22 protein-coding genes are annotated in these 16681 nt (G+C 68.2%); 3 read left to right on the forward strand and 19 right to left on the reverse strand.

Going from position 1 to position 16681, the window contains the following annotated elements; genetic code table 11:
- Window positions 1-32: 32 nt before the first annotated feature.
- From rpsS to AB0C35_RS00555, 13 genes are all read right to left on the reverse strand, one after another.
- Window positions 33-314: a 30S ribosomal protein S19 gene (gene rpsS, locus AB0C35_RS00495; RefSeq protein ID WP_358448886.1), complete on the reverse strand. Its 282-nt coding sequence runs from the start codon at window positions 312-314 to the stop codon at window positions 33-35.
- A gap of 12 nt (window positions 315-326) precedes the next feature.
- Entirely contained in the window at window positions 327-1160 is an 834-nt protein-coding gene (gene rplB, locus AB0C35_RS00500) for a 50S ribosomal protein L2 (protein WP_358448888.1), read from the reverse strand.
- A gap of 41 nt (window positions 1161-1201) precedes the next feature.
- Window positions 1202-1501 carry a 50S ribosomal protein L23 gene (gene rplW, locus AB0C35_RS00505; RefSeq protein WP_358448890.1) on the reverse strand — a complete coding sequence of 100 codons (300 nt, stop codon included), beginning with the start codon at window positions 1499-1501 and terminating at the stop codon, window positions 1202-1204.
- 11 nt (window positions 1502-1512) lie between these two features.
- Window positions 1513-2115, reverse strand: coding sequence for a 50S ribosomal protein L4 (gene rplD / locus AB0C35_RS00510; protein ID WP_358448892.1), 603 nt, complete (start codon window positions 2113-2115; stop codon window positions 1513-1515).
- Entirely contained in the window at window positions 2112-2762 is a 651-nt protein-coding gene (gene rplC / locus AB0C35_RS00515; RefSeq protein ID WP_358448894.1) for a 50S ribosomal protein L3, read from the reverse strand. Before rplC ends, rplD begins: the two co-directional genes overlap by 4 nt.
- A 14-nt stretch (window positions 2763-2776) precedes the next feature.
- Entirely contained in the window at window positions 2777-3085 is a 309-nt protein-coding gene (gene rpsJ, locus AB0C35_RS00520; RefSeq protein WP_018657599.1) for a 30S ribosomal protein S10, read from the reverse strand.
- Window positions 3086-3194: 109 nt separating this feature from the next.
- Window positions 3195-4388 carry an elongation factor Tu gene (tuf, locus tag AB0C35_RS00525; protein WP_358448896.1) on the reverse strand — a complete coding sequence of 398 codons (1194 nt, stop codon included), beginning with the start codon at window positions 4386-4388 and terminating at the stop codon, window positions 3195-3197.
- Window positions 4389-4471: 83 nt separating this feature from the next.
- Window positions 4472-6583, reverse strand: a complete 2112-nt coding sequence (fusA, locus tag AB0C35_RS00530) for an elongation factor G (protein WP_358448898.1) — start codon at window positions 6581-6583, stop codon at window positions 4472-4474.
- A 42-nt stretch (window positions 6584-6625) separates the two neighbouring features.
- Window positions 6626-7096, reverse strand: a complete 471-nt coding sequence (rpsG, locus tag AB0C35_RS00535) for a 30S ribosomal protein S7 (protein WP_021597494.1) — start codon at window positions 7094-7096, stop codon at window positions 6626-6628.
- Window positions 7096-7470 carry a 30S ribosomal protein S12 gene (gene rpsL, locus AB0C35_RS00540; RefSeq protein ID WP_358448900.1) on the reverse strand — a complete coding sequence of 125 codons (375 nt, stop codon included), beginning with the start codon at window positions 7468-7470 and terminating at the stop codon, window positions 7096-7098. The genes rpsG and rpsL overlap by 1 nt, the downstream gene beginning before the upstream one ends.
- A 505-nt stretch (window positions 7471-7975) precedes the next feature.
- Complete coding sequence (locus AB0C35_RS00545) at window positions 7976-9718, reverse strand: hypothetical protein (RefSeq protein ID WP_358448902.1); 1743 nt, start codon at window positions 9716-9718, stop codon at window positions 7976-7978.
- Between the two features lie 241 nt (window positions 9719-9959).
- Window positions 9960-10940, reverse strand: coding sequence for an aldo/keto reductase (locus tag AB0C35_RS00550; protein ID WP_358448904.1), 981 nt, complete (start codon window positions 10938-10940; stop codon window positions 9960-9962).
- Window positions 10941-10951: 11 nt separating this feature from the next.
- Entirely contained in the window at window positions 10952-11773 is an 822-nt protein-coding gene (locus AB0C35_RS00555; RefSeq protein ID WP_358448906.1) for an EamA family transporter, read from the reverse strand.
- Window positions 11774-11807: 34 nt separating this feature from the next.
- On the opposite strand from AB0C35_RS00555, the gene AB0C35_RS00560 reads away from it, so the two are divergent.
- Window positions 11808-12290, forward strand: a complete 483-nt coding sequence (locus AB0C35_RS00560; RefSeq protein ID WP_358448908.1) for an Lrp/AsnC family transcriptional regulator — start codon at window positions 11808-11810, stop codon at window positions 12288-12290.
- On the opposite strand, the gene AB0C35_RS00565 is transcribed toward AB0C35_RS00560, so the two are convergent.
- Window positions 12252-12788, reverse strand: coding sequence for an isoprenylcysteine carboxylmethyltransferase family protein (locus AB0C35_RS00565; protein WP_358448910.1), 537 nt, complete (start codon window positions 12786-12788; stop codon window positions 12252-12254). The genes AB0C35_RS00560 and AB0C35_RS00565 overlap by 39 nt on opposite strands.
- A gap of 245 nt (window positions 12789-13033) precedes the next feature.
- Between AB0C35_RS00565 and AB0C35_RS00570 the strand changes: the two genes are divergently transcribed.
- Complete coding sequence (locus AB0C35_RS00570; RefSeq protein WP_358448912.1) at window positions 13034-13507, forward strand: carboxymuconolactone decarboxylase family protein; 474 nt, start codon at window positions 13034-13036, stop codon at window positions 13505-13507.
- A 103-nt stretch (window positions 13508-13610) separates the two neighbouring features.
- Here AB0C35_RS00570 and AB0C35_RS00575 read toward each other — a convergent pair whose 3' ends face one another.
- Window positions 13611-14063 (reverse strand): VOC family protein, encoded by a 453-nt coding sequence (locus tag AB0C35_RS00575; RefSeq protein ID WP_358448914.1) that lies wholly within the window; start codon window positions 14061-14063, stop codon window positions 13611-13613.
- 21 nt (window positions 14064-14084) lie between these two features.
- Here AB0C35_RS00575 and AB0C35_RS00580 point away from each other — a divergent pair, with 21 nt between their 5' ends.
- The gene (locus AB0C35_RS00580; RefSeq protein WP_358448916.1) at window positions 14085-14687 is read left to right on the forward strand and encodes an ABATE domain-containing protein; all 603 of its coding nucleotides are present in this window, start codon (window positions 14085-14087) and stop codon (window positions 14685-14687) included.
- Window positions 14688-14740: 53 nt separating this feature from the next.
- Here AB0C35_RS00580 and AB0C35_RS00585 read toward each other — a convergent pair whose 3' ends face one another.
- The 4 genes from AB0C35_RS00585 to AB0C35_RS00600 form a co-directional block, all read right to left on the reverse strand.
- On the reverse strand, window positions 14741-15259 hold the full coding sequence (locus tag AB0C35_RS00585; protein WP_358448918.1) for a hypothetical protein: 519 nt from the start codon (window positions 15257-15259) through the stop codon (window positions 14741-14743).
- Between the two features lie 111 nt (window positions 15260-15370).
- A complete protein-coding gene (locus tag AB0C35_RS00590; protein WP_358448920.1) occupies window positions 15371-15490 on the reverse strand; it encodes a DUF397 domain-containing protein in 120 nt (39 codons plus the stop codon).
- Between the two features lie 99 nt (window positions 15491-15589).
- Complete coding sequence (locus AB0C35_RS00595; RefSeq protein WP_358448922.1) at window positions 15590-15772, reverse strand: DUF397 domain-containing protein; 183 nt, start codon at window positions 15770-15772, stop codon at window positions 15590-15592.
- Window positions 15763-16578, reverse strand: coding sequence for a helix-turn-helix transcriptional regulator (locus tag AB0C35_RS00600; RefSeq protein WP_358448924.1), 816 nt, complete (start codon window positions 16576-16578; stop codon window positions 15763-15765). The genes AB0C35_RS00595 and AB0C35_RS00600 overlap by 10 nt, the downstream gene beginning before the upstream one ends.
- Between the last annotated feature and the right edge of the window lie 103 nt (window positions 16579-16681).

The following is a 16681-nucleotide window of genomic DNA, read 5'->3' on the forward strand; positions in this document are numbered from 1 at the left end:
TCCCGTCCGAACGGACGGGCCGGGCCCCGGCCTCAGCCGCGTCGGCTACGACGGTCTTCCTTGACATGACTGCGGAACGTCCGCGTCGGCGCGAACTCGCCGAGCTTGTGCCCCACCATGGCGTCGGTGATGAACACCGGGACGTGCTTGCGGCCGTCGTGCACGGCGATCGTGTGACCGATCATGTCCGGCACGATCATGGAGCGCCGCGACCACGTCTTGATGACGTTCTTGGTGCCCTTTTCGTTCTGCGTGTCCACCTTCTTCATCAGGTGGTCGTCCACGAACGGGCCCTTCTTAAGGCTACGTGGCATGACGAGCGACTCCTACCGCTTCTTCTTGCTGCGACGACGGACGATCAGCCGGTCGCTCGACTTGTTCGCCTGGCGAGTGCGGCCTTCCTTCTTGCCGGCCGGGTTCACCGGGTGCCGGCCACCGGAGGTCTTGCCCTCACCACCACCGTGCGGGTGGTCGATCGGGTTCATGGCCACACCGCGGACGGTGGGGCGCTTGCCCTTCCAGCGCATGCGGCCGGCCTTGCCCCAGCTGATGTTCGACTGCTCGGCGTTGCCGACCTCACCGACCGTCGCGCGGCACCGCAGGTCCACCATCCGCATCTCACCGGACGGCATGCGGAGGGTGCCGTACTTGCCCTCCTTGGCCAGCAGCTGGACGCCGGCGCCCGCGCTGCGGGCGATCTTGGCGCCGCCGCCGGGCCGCAGCTCGATGGCGTGCAGGACGGTACCCGTCGGGATGTTGCGCAGCGGCAGGCAGTTGCCCGGCTTGATGTCGGCGCCCGGCCCGTTCTCGACCCGGTCGCCCTGCTTCAGTCCGCGCGGGGCGAGGATGTAGCGCTTCTCGCCGTCCACGTAGTGCAGCAGCGCGATCCGGGCGGTGCGGTTCGGGTCGTACTCGATGTGCGCGACCTTCGCCGGGACGCCGTCCTTGTCGTGCCGGCGGAAGTCGATCACGCGGTAGGCGCGCTTGTGCCCGCCGCCCTGGTGCCGGGTCGTGATGCGGCCGTGGTTGTTGCGGCCGCCCTTCTTGGGGAGCGGACGCAGCAGCGACTTCTCGGGCTCGCTGCGCGTGACCTCGACGAAGTCGGCCACGCTGGAGCCGCGACGACCGGGAGTCGTCGGCTTGTAGTTACGGATGCCCATCTTATTCGTTCATCCCTTGTCTGCTTCGGTGCCCCGGCCCGCTAGGCCGGGCCTCCGAAGATGTCGATCCGCTCGCCCTCGGCAAGGCTGACGATGGCGCGCTTGGTGTCCTTGCGCTTGCCGTAGCCGAACCGTGTGCGCTTGCGCTTACCCTGCCGGTTGAGCGTGTTCACGTTCGTCACCTTGACGCCGAACACCGACTCGACGGCCTGCTTGATCTGCGTCTTGTTGGCGTCCGGGCGGACGACGAAGGTGTACTTGTTCTCGTCCAGCAGCCCGTAGCTCTTCTCCGAGACGACCGGCGCGATGATGATGTCGCGGGGGTCGGCGATCTTGTTCATGGCGACCCTCCTTACTTCTTCGCCGCGCGCGAGATGAACGCGTCGTACGCGGTCTTCGTGAAGACCACGTCGTCGTTCACCAGCACGTCGTAGGTGTTGAGCTGGTCGGAGACGAGCACATGCACGCTCGGCTCGTTGCGCAGGCTCTTCCAGGTCAGCTCGTCCTCGCGGTCCAGGACCAGGAGGACGCGCTTGGCCTGGGTGACCTCGCGCAGCGCCTTCAGCGCCGTCTTCGTCTTCGGGGTGTCGCCCTCGATTAGGCCGTCGACCACGTGCACCCGGCCGAACCGCGCGCGGTCCGACAGGGCGCCGCGCAGCGCGGCCGCCTTCATCTTCTTGGGCGTCTTCTGGCTGTAGTCCCGCGGCTGCGGGCCGTGCACGACGCCGCCGCCGGCGAACTGGGGTGCGCGGATCGAGCCCTGCCGGGCCCGGCCGGTTCCCTTCTGCCGGTACGGCTTCTTGCCGCCGCCGCGGACGTCGCCGCGGGTCTTGGTCGAGTGCGTGCCCTGCCGCGCCGCGGCCAGCTGAGCCACCACGACCTGGTGGATCAGCGGCACGCTGGTCTTCGCGTCGAAGACCTCCGCGGGCAGGTCGATGTCGAGCTTCGAAGTCACTTGCCCGTCCCCTTCACTGCGTCGCGGACCAGCACCACGGCGCCGTTGGGACCGGGAACCGCGCCCTTGATGAGCAGCAGGTTCTTCTCCGCGTCGACGGCGTGGAGGGTCAGGTTCTGCACGGTGGTACGGGCGTTGCCGTGCCGTCCCGCCATGCGGAGGCCCTTGAAGACGCGACCGGGGGTCGCGCAGCCGCCGATCGAGCCCGGCGAGCGGTGCTTGCGCTGGGTGCCGTGCGAAGCGCTGAGGCCCTTGAAGCCGTGGCGCTTCATGACACCGGCGGTGCCCTTGCCCTTACTCGTCCCGGTGACGTCGATCTTCTGGCCGGCCTCGAAGACGCCAGCGGTGATCTCCTGGCCGAGTTCGTACTCGGTGGTGTCGTCTGCCCGCAGTTCGACGAGGTAGCGGCGCGGCGTGACGCCGGCCTTCTCGAAGTGACCCGTGCGCGGCTTGTTCACCTTGCGCGGGTCGATCTGCCCGTAGCCGATCTGGACGGCGGTGTAGCCGTCCTTCTCCTGGCTGCGGAGCTGGGTGACGACACACGGCCCGGCCTGGACGACGGTCACCGGAACGATCCGGCCCTCATCGTCGAAGACCTGGGTCATGCCGAGCTTCTCGCCCAGGACGCCCTTCCTCTGCTTACTCATTGTCGGTGCGTCCCTCAGAGCTTGATCTCGATGTCAACGCCGGCCGGAAGGTCGAGCCGCATCAGCGAGTCGACCGTCTTGGGCGTCGGGTCGATGATGTCGATCAACCGCTTGTGCGTGCGCATCTCGAAGTGCTCGCGGCTGTCCTTGTACTTGTGCGGCGAGCGGATGACGCAGTACACGTTCTTCTCGGTCGGCAGCGGCACCGGGCCCGCGACCTTGGCGCCCGTCCGCGTCACCGTCTCAACGATCTTCTTCGCGGAGGTGTCGATGACCTCGTGGTCGTAGGCCTTGAGCCGGATGCGGATCTTCTGTCCCGCCATGGTGGCCTCGGTGTCCTTTGCTGTAGTGCCGCTGTTTACTTCGGTGGTCGTGACGCGGCGGCCCGGCTTCGGTCTCCCGGCGGCCGGGCCGCCGCGCACGAGAGTGGTGTTACTTGATGACCTTGGTGACGCGACCCGAGCCGACCGTCCGGCCACCCTCGCGGATGGCGAACTTCAGGCCCTCCTCCATGGCGACGGGCTGGATCAGCTCGACGCGCATCTCGGTGTTGTCGCTCGGCATGACCATCTCGGTGCCCTCGGGCAGGTTCACCACGCCGGTCACGTCCGTGGTGCGGAAGTAGAACTGCGGGCGGTAGTTGTTGAAGAACGGCGTGTGGCGGCCGCCCTCGTCCTTGGACAGGATGTAGACCTGCGCCTCGAACTCGGTGTGCGGGGTGGTGGTGCCCGGCTTGATGACGCACTGGCCGCGCTCCACCTCCTCGCGCTTGATGCCGCGCAGGAGCAGGCCGACGTTGTCGCCCGCCTGGCCCTGGTCGAGCAGCTTGCGGAACATCTCGACGCCGGTGACCGTGGTGGTCGTCGACTTCTCCTTGATGCCGATGATGTCGACGGTCTCGTTGACGTTGACGACACCGCGCTCGACGCGGCCGGTGACGACCGTGCCGCGGCCGGTGATCGAGAAGACGTCCTCGATCGGCATCAGGAACGGCTTGTCGATGTCACGGACCGGCTCCGGCACGTTCTCGTCGACGGCGGTCATGAGCTCGACGATCTTCTCGGACCACGACTCGTCGCCCTGCAGCGCCTGGTAGGCAGACACGCGGATGACGGGGACGTCGTCGCCCGGGAACTCGTACTCGGTGAGCAGCTCGCGGACCTCGAGCTCGACGAGCTCCAGGATCTCCTCGTCGTCGACCATGTCGCACTTGTTCAGCGCGACGACGATGTAGGGCACGCCGACCTGGCGGGCCAGGAGCACGTGCTCCTTGGTCTGCGGCATCGGGCCGTCGGTCGCGGCCACCACCAGGATGGCGCCGTCCATCTGCGCCGCACCGGTGATCATGTTCTTGATGTAGTCCGCGTGACCGGGGCAGTCCACGTGCGCGTAGTGCCGGGCCTCGGTCTGGTACTCGACGTGCGAGATGGAGATCGTGATCCCGCGCTCGCGCTCCTCCGGCGCCTTGTCGATGTCCTCGAACGGCGTGAAGGGGTTGAGGTCCGGGTACTTGTCGTGGAGCACCTTGGTGATCGCCGCGGTAAGCGTGGTCTTACCGTGGTCGATGTGTCCAATGGTGCCGATGTTCACGTGCGGCTTCGTCCGCTCGAACTTGGCCTTCGCCACTGGTTGCTCCTTGTTGCGATCCTCGGCCGTTTAGACGACCGCTTCGATGTACGTCTTGGTGATCTGTGGGCAGGCCCGGGTGCTTATTCGCCCCGCGCCTTGGCGATGATCTCCTGCGCGACGTTCGAAGGAACCTCGGCGTAGGAGTCGAACTGCATGACGAAAACAGCACGGCCCTGGGTCTTGCTTCGCAGATCACCCACGTAGCCGAACATCTCGGACAGGGGCACGAGCGCCTTGATGACGCGCATGCCGTGCCGCTCGTCCATGGACTGGACCTGACCGCGGCGGCTGTTGAGGTCGCCGATCACGTCGCCCATGTTCTCCTCGGGCGTGGTGACCTCGACCGCCATCATCGGCTCCAGCAGCGTGGGGGTCGCCTTGCGGGCGGCCTCCTTGAACGCCATGGAACCGGCGACCTTGAACGCCATTTCCGAGGAGTCGACCTCGTGGTAGGCGCCGTCCCGCAAAGTGACCTTGACGCCGACCATCGGGTAGCTGGCGAGGACACCGAACTCTGCGGCCTCCTGGCAGCCCGCGTCGACCGACGGGATGTACTCCCGCGGGATGCGGCCACCGGTGACCTTGTTCACGAACTCGTAGCCGTCGGACCCGCCGCCCAGCGGCTCGAGGTCGATGATCACGCGGCCGAACTGGCCCGAGCCACCCGTCTGCTTCTTGTGGGTGTACTCGACCTTCTCGACCGGCTTGGTGATCGTCTCACGGTAGGCGACCTGCGGCTTGCCGATGTTGGCGTCGACCTTGAACTCGCGCTTCATCCGGTCGACGAGGATCTCCAGGTGGAGCTCGCCCATGCCGGAGATGACGGTCTGGCCGGTGTCCTCCTCGGTGCGGACCGTGAAGGACGGGTCCTCCTCGGCCAGCCGCTGGATCGCGGTGCCCAGCTTCTGCTGGTCGGCCTTCGTCTTCGGCTCGATCGCGACGTGGATGACCGGTGCCGGGAAGTTCATCGACTCCAGCACGATCGGGTTCTTGTCGTCGCACAGCGTCTCACCGGTGGTGGTCTGCTTCAGCCCCATCACCGCGACGATGTCACCGGCGCCGGCGCGCTCGATCTCGGTGCGCTTGTTGGCGTGCATCCGGTAGATCTTGCCGATGCGCTCCTTGCGCTCCTTGACGGAGTTCATCACGTTCGCCCCGGACTCCATGACGCCCGAGTAGACGCGCACGAAGGTGAGCTTGCCCAGGTGCGGGTCGCTCATGATCTTGAACGCCAGCGCGGAGAAGGGCTCCTCCTCGCTCGGCTTCCGGGTGAGCACCTTCTCCTCGTCGCGGATGGCGTGGCCCTCGATGGCCTCGACGTCCATCGGGGAGGGCAGGTACCGGACGATGGCGTCCAGAAGCGGCTGCACGCCCTTGTTCTTGAAGGCCGTGCCGCACAGCACCGGGGTGAGCTTCGCGGCGATCGTCGCACGGCGGATGCCGTCGTAGAGCTGCTCGACCGTGGGCTCCTTGCCCTCCAGGTACAGCTCCATGATGTCGTCGTCGTTCTCGGCGAGGGTCTCGACGAGCTTGTCGTGCCACTCACGCGCCTGCTCGGCGTGCGTCTCGGGGATGTCGAGGGTGTCGTACATCTCGCCGAGCTTGGCCTCTTCGTTCCAGACCAGGGCCTTCATCGTCACGAGGTCGACGACGCCCTTGAAGTCGGCCTCGGCGCCGATCGGGAGCTGAAGCGGGAGCGGCGTCGCGTTCAGGCGGTTCTCGATCATGTCGACGCAGCGGTGGAACTCCGCGCCGACGCGGTCGAGCTTGTTGACGAAGCACATGCGGGGCACGCCGTACCGGTCGGCCTGACGCCACACCGTCTCCGACTGGGGCTCCACGCCGGCGACTCCGTCGAACACCGCGACCGCGCCATCGAGCACCCGCAGGTTGCGCTCCACCTCAACGGTGAAGTCGACGTGCCCCGGGGTGTCGATGATGTTGATCGTGTGGTCGTCGTCGTCCACGGGCCAGTGGCAGGTGGTGGCGGCGGAGGTGATGGTGATCCCCCGCTCCTGTTCCTGCTCCATCCAGTCCATGGTGGCCGCGCCGTCGTGGACCTCGCCGATCTTGTAGCTGATGCCCGTGTAGTACAGGATCCGCTCGGTCGTCGTGGTCTTGCCCGCATCGATATGGGCCATGATCCCGATGTTGCGGACCTTGGCCAGGTCTACACCGGTTTTGGTAGCCACTGTCGTCCTCGCGTCGTCTCGTCGTTGCGATTCCCGCCGGGGTTACCAGCGGTAGTGGGCGAAGGCCTTGTTGGACTCCGCCATCTTGTGCGTGTCCTCGCGCTTCTTGACAGACGCGCCGAGGCCGTTGCTGGCGTCGAGCAGCTCGTTCATCAGCCGCTCGGTCATGGTCTTCTCGCGGCGCTGCCGGGCGTACACCACCAGCCACCGCAGGGCGAGCGTGGTGCTGCGGGCCGGCCGCACCTCGACCGGAACCTGGTAGGTCGCGCCACCCACGCGGCGGCTGCGGACCTCCAGGGTCGGCTTGACGTTGTCGAGCGCGCGCTTCAGCGTGACGACCGGGTCGTTGCCGGTCTTCTCGCGGGCGCCCTCCAGAGCGTCGTACACGATGCTCTGCGCGATCGAGCGCTTGCCGTCCAGGAGAATCTTGTTGATGAGCGCGGTGACCAGCGGCGAGTTGTACACCGGGTCAGCGATCAGCTGGCGCTTGCCAGCGGGGCCCTTGCGCGGCATCAGCTCTTCTCCTTCTTCGCGCCGTACTTGCTGCGCGCCTGCTTGCGGTTGCGGACGCCCTGCGTGTCGAGCGAACCGCGGATGATCTTGTAGCGAACACCCGGGAGGTCCTTCACACGACCGCCGCGCACGAGCACGATCGAGTGCTCCTGCAAGTTGTGCCCGACACCGGGGATATAGGCCGTGACCTCGATCCCACTGGTCAGCCGGACACGGGCGACCTTCCGAAGCGCGGAGTTCGGCTTCTTGGGCGTCGTCGTGTAGACGCGCGTGCAGACGCCCCGCCGCTGGGGGCTGTCCTTCAGCGCGGGCGTCTTGTTCTTGGTCACCTTGTCCGTCCGGCCCTTTCGGACCAGCTGCTGGATCGTGGGCACCGCGTCTCCGTCTTCCTCGTACCGAGCCGGTAAGTCTTAATGCTGCAATCCCAGCCTCAGGCGAGGCTGTGACCTGCCGGTTTCCCGACCTCTCCGACCCACGCGGTCGGGCGTGTCGCCACCTCACGGAAATACAGCCGCGCGAAACCGACACAGACCGCCCGGCCCATACCAGGGCCGAATCAAGCCGGGGAGTAGATGCGGCGCTGGGGCTGGCCTCCAGGACCTCGCCGACGCACACGCATAGCGACCCGCGCACAGCGGGCACAAGTGAGAAGGTTACCGACCGCCGCGCCAAAGTGCAAAGTGAACAGGGCACTATCGTGCGCCCGCCCTCCAGCGCAAGCCCGCTGGACTCGGAAAGCCTTGTTCCCGAGACGTTGAACGACAGAATGCCGACGGATGTTCCCCCTCCGATGGAGGGGAGGACCCGCCGGCATTCTGTCCCACATCCCCGCAGTTGGGGAAGACGTGGACCAGCTTTTACGCCGTCCCAGACCCGTCCTTACAGGACGAAGGCGACGACCAGGACCACGAGGACGACCACCACGACGACGCCGCCGACGATGGCCAGGATCATGTTCTTGTTGCCCTTGCCCTCTTCGGCCCCGTAACCGGGCTGCTGCCCGTACTGCCCCGGCTGCCCGTACTGCCCGGGCTGGCCCTGTTGTCCCGGCTGGCCCGGCTGGCCCTGTTGTCCCGGCTGGCCGGGCTGCCCGTAGGGCTGCTGCTGGCCGAACTGCTGTCCCTGCCCCGGAGCCTGGCCGGGGGCCTGGGCCTGCTGCTCGCCGGGCTGGCCGAACTGCTGGCCGTACCCCTGCTGCCCGTAGTCCTGCTGCGGAGCCTGCTGGCCGTAGTCCTGCTGCTGCCCATAGGACTGCTGGCCGTACCCCTGCTGCTGCTCGGCGGGCTGGCCGCCGAACTGATCGGCCTGCCCGTACCCCTGCTGCTGCCCGAACTGCTGCTGGCCGCCCTGCGGCTGGGCCTGCTGGCCCCACTGCTGCTGGCCGATGTCCATCCGGGTGTGCTCGGCCATGCCCTGCGACTCGACGCGGCCCTGCAGATCGGCGCGGCCCTGGGACGGGTCGAACGCCTCGGTCGGGCGCGCGTCCTCCACACCGCTCTCGCCGGGCGGGCGGTACAGGTCCTCCACCGGGTTGCCGGTCGGCTGCGAACCGGCGCCGTACCCGGACTCGGGCGGCGGCACCATCATCGTCCGCTCGGTGTCGACCTGGCCGTGGCCCGGCTGCGCGGGCCGGCCACCGCCGGGCTGGGACGACTCCGGCGACCACGGCTCGGGCGTGGACGGAGGCGTCGGGGCCTGCCAGGGCTCCGCCGGAGGCTCCTGCTTGCGCTCGGGGCCGGTGGCGACCGGGATGTCGGTGCCGGGCGACCAGTGCAGCGTCGCTTGGTCGTCCACCACCGGCCGCTGCGGCTCACCCTCCGGCGCGGCGGCGGCCGGGCCGGGGACGATCAGCGTGCGGTCCTCCTGCAGCTGCTCGGGCTGCGGCGGCGCCTGCTCGCCGGGCGCACCGGCCTCGGGCGCCGAGAAGGCGCCGCCCTGGCCGCCGAACGGGGACTGCCCGTACTGCGGCTGCTGCTCCTGGGGCGCGCCGTGCATCGGCTGCTGCGGATATCCGGGCTGCTGCCCGTACGGCGGCGCCTCGGGCGCCTGCCCGTAGGGGGACTGCTCGGGCGCCTGCCCGTAGGGGGACTGCTCGGGCTGCTGCCCGTACTGGGGCTGCTCGGGCTGCCGGCCGTACGGAGGCTGCTCGGGCTGCCCGTACTGGGGCTGCTCGGGCTGCTGGCCGTAGCCGGGCTGGGGCTGGCCGTAGGGCTGCTGCTCCCCCGGCGGGACGTACTGCTCCTGCGGCGGCGGGAACCCGCCCGGACCGGAAGGCGCGCCGTACGGCGCGGCGGGCGGCTGCCCGTACGGGGACTGCTGTTCCTGCGGGCCGCCGAACGGCTGCTGCGGCGGCGCCGGGGGCTGCTCGCCGTACTGCTGAATCGGCTGCTCGACCATCGTGGGGGGCGGCGGAGGCGGTGCCTGACGCTCCTCTTCGCGGGGCTCCTGCGGAGGCTCGGGCGGCGGTGCGGCGGCGGTGCCGCCCAGCTGCGGGGCTCCGAACACCACGGTGCGGTCTCCCAGCGGGCGGGCGGGCGGCTCCTGGCCCTCGGACGGCCTCTGCTGGCCCTCGTCCTCCGGCAACGGCCGCTGCGGTCCCTGCGTGCCGTCATTCTCGGTCATCGTCGGGCTCCTTCAGCGCCGTCGTCCCGGGGCTCCTCAGCTCCCGGAAGTTCAGAAGCGCGCGGCGCATAACGCGGCCTCCGAACCTTGTCACCCATGTCCCCACGTAGCCGTCTCGCCATGCGTGGGCGTTCTCGTCCCCAGCCTGCCCCGATCGCCGGTCGTATCGCAAATCATCACTCTTCATAGACGCCGGGCACCCCCGGAACGTTCAGGTCCGAGGGTGCCGGCTTCTGTTACGTCAGGAATGCCCGGCGACCGCGTGCGGGCGGTACGGCGCCTCCAGCCGGGCGACCTCCTTCTCGTCCAGCTTCAAGGTCTCCGCGGCGACCGCGTCCTCCACATGGGTGAGTTTCGTCGCGCCCACGATCGGTGCCGTCACCCCGGGCCGGCCGAGCAGCCAGGCGAGCGCCACCTGCGCCGGCGGGACGCCCCGCTCCTTGGCGACCTCGCGGACGGCGTCGACGACGTCGAAGTCGGCCTCCGTGTACAGGTTGTCCCCGAAGGCGTCGTTCCGGGACCGGACGGTCTTGCGCTCGCCGCCCCTCTCCCGGTTCCCCGCCAGCAACCCGCGGGCCAGAGGGCTCCACGGCAACAAGCCCACGCCTTGGTCGACGCACAGCGGGTTCATCTCCCGCTCCTCCTCGCGGTAGACGAGGTTGTAGTGGTTCTGCATGGAGACGAACCTCGTCCAGCCGCGCATCTCCGCGACGTGCTGCGCCTTGGCGAACTGCCACGCGTACATGCTGGACGCGCCGATGTACCGGGCCTTGCCCGACTTCACCACGTCGTGCAGGGTCTCCATGGTCTCTTCGATCGGCGTCTCGTAGTCCCACCGGTGAATCTGGTAGAGGTCCACATAGTCGGTACCGAGCCGTCGCAGCGAGGCGTCGATGCTCGACATCACATGCTTGCGCGACAGGCCCCGGTCGTTGGGCCCCGATCCCATGGGCATCCACACCTTCGTGGCCAGGACGTAGTCGTCCCGCTGGGCGAAGAGCTTCGGGAGCAGCTTTCCGGTGATCTCCTCACTCGCGCCGTTCGAGTATCCGTTGGCGGTATCGAAGAACGTCACACCCGCGTCCACGGCTTGCCGGACGATCGGCTCCGCCGCGTCCTCCTCCAGCGCCCACGCCCGCACGGCCGGGTCGCCGTAACTCATCATTCCCAGGCAGATCCGTGAGACCTTCATCCCCGACGTGCCGAGACGTACCTGTTCCATACCGGCTCCCTTCAACGTTCTCCACGGTGCATCGCCACAGCGGCGATCACCAGCCCCACTCCGGCGAGTTCCGCTCCCGTCGGGACCTGCCGCAGCACGACCAACCCGATCACAGTGGCGGTCGCCGGCAACAGCGCCACCATCAACGCATACGTGGCGCGGCTGAGACGCGCCATCGCCAACTGGTCGCACACGTAGGGAATGACGGACGACGAGATGCCCACCCCGATGCCTGCGGCCAGCGCCACCGGATCGGTGAGCACCGTCGCGGCCTGCACGCCTCCCAGGGGAAGGACGAACACGGTCGCGGCGACCATCGCCATGGCCAGTCCGTCGATGCCCCCGGCGTCCGACTGTGCGGCCCTATGGGCGACCACCACGTACAGGGCGAACAGTCCCGCGTTGGCGAACGCGAAGACGAATCCCAGTGGCTCGCCCTCAAGGCGCACGTCCGTCAGCACGTACACGCCGCCCACGGCCGCAGCAAGGGCGACGAAGTTCCGGGCCGACCTGACTCCCAGAGCCGCAAGCCCGATGACGGGCAGGAACTCGATCGCCGCCACCGTCGCCAGCGGCAGCCGCGCGATCGCCATATAGAAGGACGAGTTCATCACCGCGAGGACGGCCCCCCAGACGACGATCGTCCGCCACCCGTCCCGGCTGAACCTGCGCCATGGGCGGCGCCACAGCACGAACACCAGGACGGCGCTCCAGATGCGCAGCCCGGCCACGCCCAGCGGCCCCACACGGGAGAACAGAAGCACGGCGAACGAGGGACCCAGATAGTGGAAGACCGCGCTCCCCACGAAGTACGACCAGGGCGGAAACGACATGGCCGTATGGTCGGCCGGTCCGTAAGTTGGAGGAATGGCGAACCGAAGGGGCCGCCCAGGCCGCGCCTACGAACCGAAGCCGCTCGACACGATCGACCTAAAGATCCTCACCGAGTTGCAGAGGGACGGCCGCGCACCCCTCGCCGAACTGGGACGCCGCGTCGCGCTGTCCGCCCCGGCCGTCGCCGAACGCGTCCAGCGGCTTGAGGACACCGGCGTCATCACCGGCTACCACGCCACCGTCGACCCGGTCGCCCTGGGCTTTCCCATCGCCGTCCTCGTCCGGGTGAGCCCGGGCCCGCGCGAACTGAGCCGCATCCCCAAGATCGCCGACGAGATCCCGCAGATCGTCGAATGCCACCGCATCACCGGTGACGACTGCTTCTACTTCATCGCCCACCTGCGCGCCGTCGAGGAACTCGAACCGATCCTCGACCGCTTCACCCCGTACGCCCGGACGACGACCTCGATCCTTCAGTCATCCCCCGTCCCCCGCCGTCCCCTCCCCCTCGACTGACGGCGCCCACGGGCGGAGACGGGGCAGCCACGCCGGAACACTCGTCCTATAGGCGTCGTACTCCGCACCGAAGCGGCGGCTCAGGGCGGGCTCCTCGTACCAGCGGACGAAAGCGGCGTTGACCGTCCACGCTGCCAGCCCGTACAGCAAAAGCACGGGCCTGTTGAGCAGCAACGCCTGCCCCAGGATGACTGCGGTCACGGCCACATACATCGGGTTGCGGACGTAGCGATACAAGCCGCCGACCACAAGATGGTCGGTCGGCCCCATCGGCGCGGGAGTGCCCGCCCCTTCCACGACGAACCGGACGATCGCATGCAACAAGACGGCCGAACCGGCTGAGATGAGGATGATCGCGACCGTCTGCCATACCGGTTCGAACGCGAGACGGGGCCCGGCGTCCCAGCCTGTGAGCCACCACGGGATCGCCCCGGCCACGACTCCGGGCGCCAGCACGACGAACACCGAGGTACCGGCGACGGCATGGAATCTGCGCATGCGTCCTCCGTGCGAGATGCACCAAAAGCGGCCTTGGCGACGGTGCCCAGGAAACACGTGCGGCGGGCCCGCGTTCCGAGCCCGTCAAGAAGAACATACATACCGTATGTATGTCCATAGCCTGGGTTGCCGGGCTCATGCGGCCACGACCGCGGCGAGACCCAGATCACGTCGTCCCGACGTCACATTCGACCCGGGCCGCTCGGTCTTGGGGATGTAAGCGCACGAACGGCAAGGAGGCCACCATGGAAGCCCGTTTGAACTACCTCGGCAGCACCGTCGGCCCGAAGATCCTGAAGCACATCAACGCGGCGGGCCGGGTCCTGGCCGAATCGTCCCTGCCGGTCGCGACGCAGGAGCTGGTGAAGATCCGCGCCAGCCAGATCAACGGCTGCGCCTACTGCATCGACATGCACACCAAGGACGCCGCGGAAGCCGGGGAGACCTCGCTGCGACTCAACCTCGTCGCGGCGTGGCGGGAGGCGACGGTCTTCACCGACGCCGAGCGCGCCGCCCTGGAACTGGCCGAGCAGGGCACCCGGACCGCCGACGCCGCCGGCGGTGTCACCGACGAGGCCTGGGCGAACGCCGCCAAGCACTACGACGACGACCAGCTCGCCGCCCTGGTGTCCGTCATCGCCCTCATCAACGCCTACAACCGGGTGAACGTCATCACCCAGCTCCCGGCCGGCGACTACGTGCCCGGCCAGTGGGGCTGACCGCCGATCCACGGCAGGTTGGGCGGGACGACTTCGAGCGCAGTCCCGCCCAACCCGACGAACCGCGGTTCAACGCTCACCACCGTCCTCGGCCGAGCGTGACCTACGCGGCGCAGAACTCGTTGCCTTCGGGGTCCTGCATGACCCACCAGTGTCCGGCGGGCCCCTGGTCGACCTCGCGGACGGGGGTCGCCCCCAGCTCCCGCAGCCGGGTGACCAGCGCGTCGAGGCCGCCCGGCTCGCTGTGGACGTCGATGTGCAGGCGATTCTTGCCGGACTTGCCCTCGGGCACGTCCTGAAAGAGGAGCCGCCGGCCACGGCCGACACCGCTGACCTCGTCGAACGGGTCCTCGGGGTGGCGGATCGCGGCATAGCCGCGGAAGGTCTTGCGCCCGCGATGCTCGACGACCGCGTCCTCGCCGATCTGGCCGGCGGCCAGCAGCCGCCCGACCAGCGCGCTGGGATCCTCCACCTCGTAGCCCAGGGCCTCGGCCCAGAAGTCCGCGAGCGTGGACGCGTCCGTGCTGTCGATGACAAGCTTCCATCCCAAGGCCATGTAACCAGTTATATTAGTTACATGGCCCCCTCCGCAACCACGGGACTGACGCTGCGCGCCCGCAGCGGCGTCACCTACAGGTTCGACCCCGGCGCGCTGTGCCTGGAACTGCTGCCCACCGGCGGCCCCGGCCCCTACCGCCGGTACGAGGTCCTGCATGAGCCCGCCGACCTGGCCGCTTGGGCGGACCGGTCGCGGCTGACCCCGACACCCGCACTGCAGATCTCAAAAGCCGAAGTGACCAACGCGCGGAACCTGCGCGACGCACTGCTCCGGGTGGTCATCGCTCACCTGCACGGCGACCCGTACCCGCCCGATGACCTGGGAACCCTCAACAAGGCCGCCGCCCGTCCGGCCCTGGCTCCCGCCATCGCGCCGACCGGGGAGCGACAGTGGGCCGGAACCCCCAAGGGCACGCACCTGCTGGCCACCGTCGCACGGGACGCCATCGACCTGCTTTCCGGCCCGTTCGCCCACCGCATCCGCACCTGCGCCGGCGACAACTGCCGGCTCGTCTACGTCGACACCTCACGCCCCGGCCGCCGCCGCTGGTGCTCCATGGAGCACTGCGGCAACCTCCACAAGGTGAGAGCCCTACGAGCCCGCCAGTCCGAGCAGGAGTGACCGAGCCCACCGCCCAAGCGAAGGCGGCTAAGCGCGCCTCCGGCCTCTCGTGTTCAGTCGGTGCGTCGGGGGGAGTCAACGGGCAGGCGCAGACCTCTGCCGCACAGGTCGGTCTGCTTGAGCACGCGCAAAGGCCCGTACGGAGCCGGCCAGATCTGGAAGAGGTAGACCTCCTGTGATTCCGATACGCCAAGGTCGTATGCGATATCGCGGCCGCGGGCGTGTGCGCGGACCCGGTAGGGACCCGGACCGGCAGGAGTGAGTTCCGGCAGATCCGGCGGATACTCCATAAGACAGCGCACGATGAGCGGACCCGTCTCCACCTGCACGCCGACTTCGGCGACTTCCTCCCACTCCGCCTCGCCCAAGGCCGGCTCGGCGTCGTGGATCTCGATGCGCACCGCAACGCGACCCGTGGCGATTCCGGTGTGCACGATGACCGATTCACCGGTAGCGGAGACGAGCTGACCAGCCTCGTCGGCTATGAAGTCCTCTTGGTCCGGCTCCATGAGGAAGAACTGGTGGTAGTCGATAAAAGTCCACGCGGGGCCGTGCCGGGCGATCAGTGCCATCGGGCTGTCCATTCGGGGGCCGGGGTGGTCGTTTGAGACGGGCCGCGCCAGGTCCACCTGCCGAACGGTTCCAGCGCGGCGGCGATCTGGTGACCCACGCCGGGACGCGGGCTACCGCTTGACCTGGGACAGCAGCACCGCGAAGGCACGCCGGGTCACGAGCAGCTTTGGCCCATCCGGATCCTTGCTGTCGCGAACGGCGACCGTGCCGGGAACCGAGGCCAGCTCCACGCAGTCACCCCCATTAGCAGGGTGTAACTCGACTTACGCCACACGGTTCTGGCTAGATCCATCTCTTCACCATCCAGAGTTGACGCTCGGCGAGACGAGCTACTGCTTCAGGTCGGACAGCAGCACCGCGAACGCATGCCGAGCCACCAGCAGCTTCGGCCCATCCGGATCCTTGCTATCGCGGACGGCGACCGTGCCGGGAACCGAGGTCAGTTCCACGCAGTCACCCCCATTGGCAGTGGTGTAGCTGGACTTACGCCATGCGGCCTTAGTCAGGTCCATTTCTCCTGTACCACCTTGCGAATCATTTCAAGGGACTGGTCCATAGGCAGGGCCAGCGATCGGACGGCCATCAGGGTCTTGTTGAGGGTCGCGATGTCTTCCGGATCGCTCATGGTGAGCCCACGCGCCGCCATGTCCGCGTAGGCGATCTCGGTCCGGTCAGCCAGGGTAGCGATATTGAACGCGCCGCTGTTGCCGACGTGTTCGCCTCGGCTCGGGACGACCTGGAGGGTCACCGCGCCTCGCTCCGCCGTGTAGAGCAGATGCTCCAGCTGTTCCTTCATGATTTCCGGGCTGCCGGTGAGCCGGTGGAGGGATACCTCGTCCTGGAGGAGCGCGAAGTCAGGCGGCGGCGGGTTCTCCCTGGTGAGGATGCTCTGACGGTTCAGCCGAGCTTCTACGGCATCCTTGTCGCCCTTGAGAATTGCGGACGCGTAGGCCGGGGTCTGGAGCAGTCCGTGCACCAGGAGGGGTTGGTACGACTCCAGCATGTCGGCCTCTGGTTCGACGGTGTGCCAGTCGAACCAGGTGGGGAATGTGGCGTCCTTCACCAGGTCGTCGTAGAGGTAGAGGAGTTCGCCGTTCGCGTCGAGGGCGTGGTCCATCGTTTCCGCGAACTCGCGCGTGCAGCGCGTGCGGCCGTTCTCGACGGCCCCGATGTACTGCGGCTTCACTCCCATGCCGCCGTTCGCGCGGCGGGCGACGGCTTCCTGCGTCCAGCCCTTGGCCTCCCGGAGTCGCCGGAAGCGGCGTCCGAACGCCAGCAGCGTCGGCGAGACCGTCCCGCGCTTCCGCTGTGGAGCCATGTCCTCATCCTCCCTCGTAAAGGGCGCCCAACCAACACCCAAGTGACGGGGGCGCACGGAGCCTGACTTGCCACACATGACCTGCGCTTGGTAACGCAGAGTA

Origin of the sequence: Spirillospora sp. NPDC048819 (assembly GCF_040650055.1) — a bacterium.
GTDB lineage: Bacteria > Actinomycetota > Actinomycetes > Streptosporangiales > Streptosporangiaceae > Spirillospora.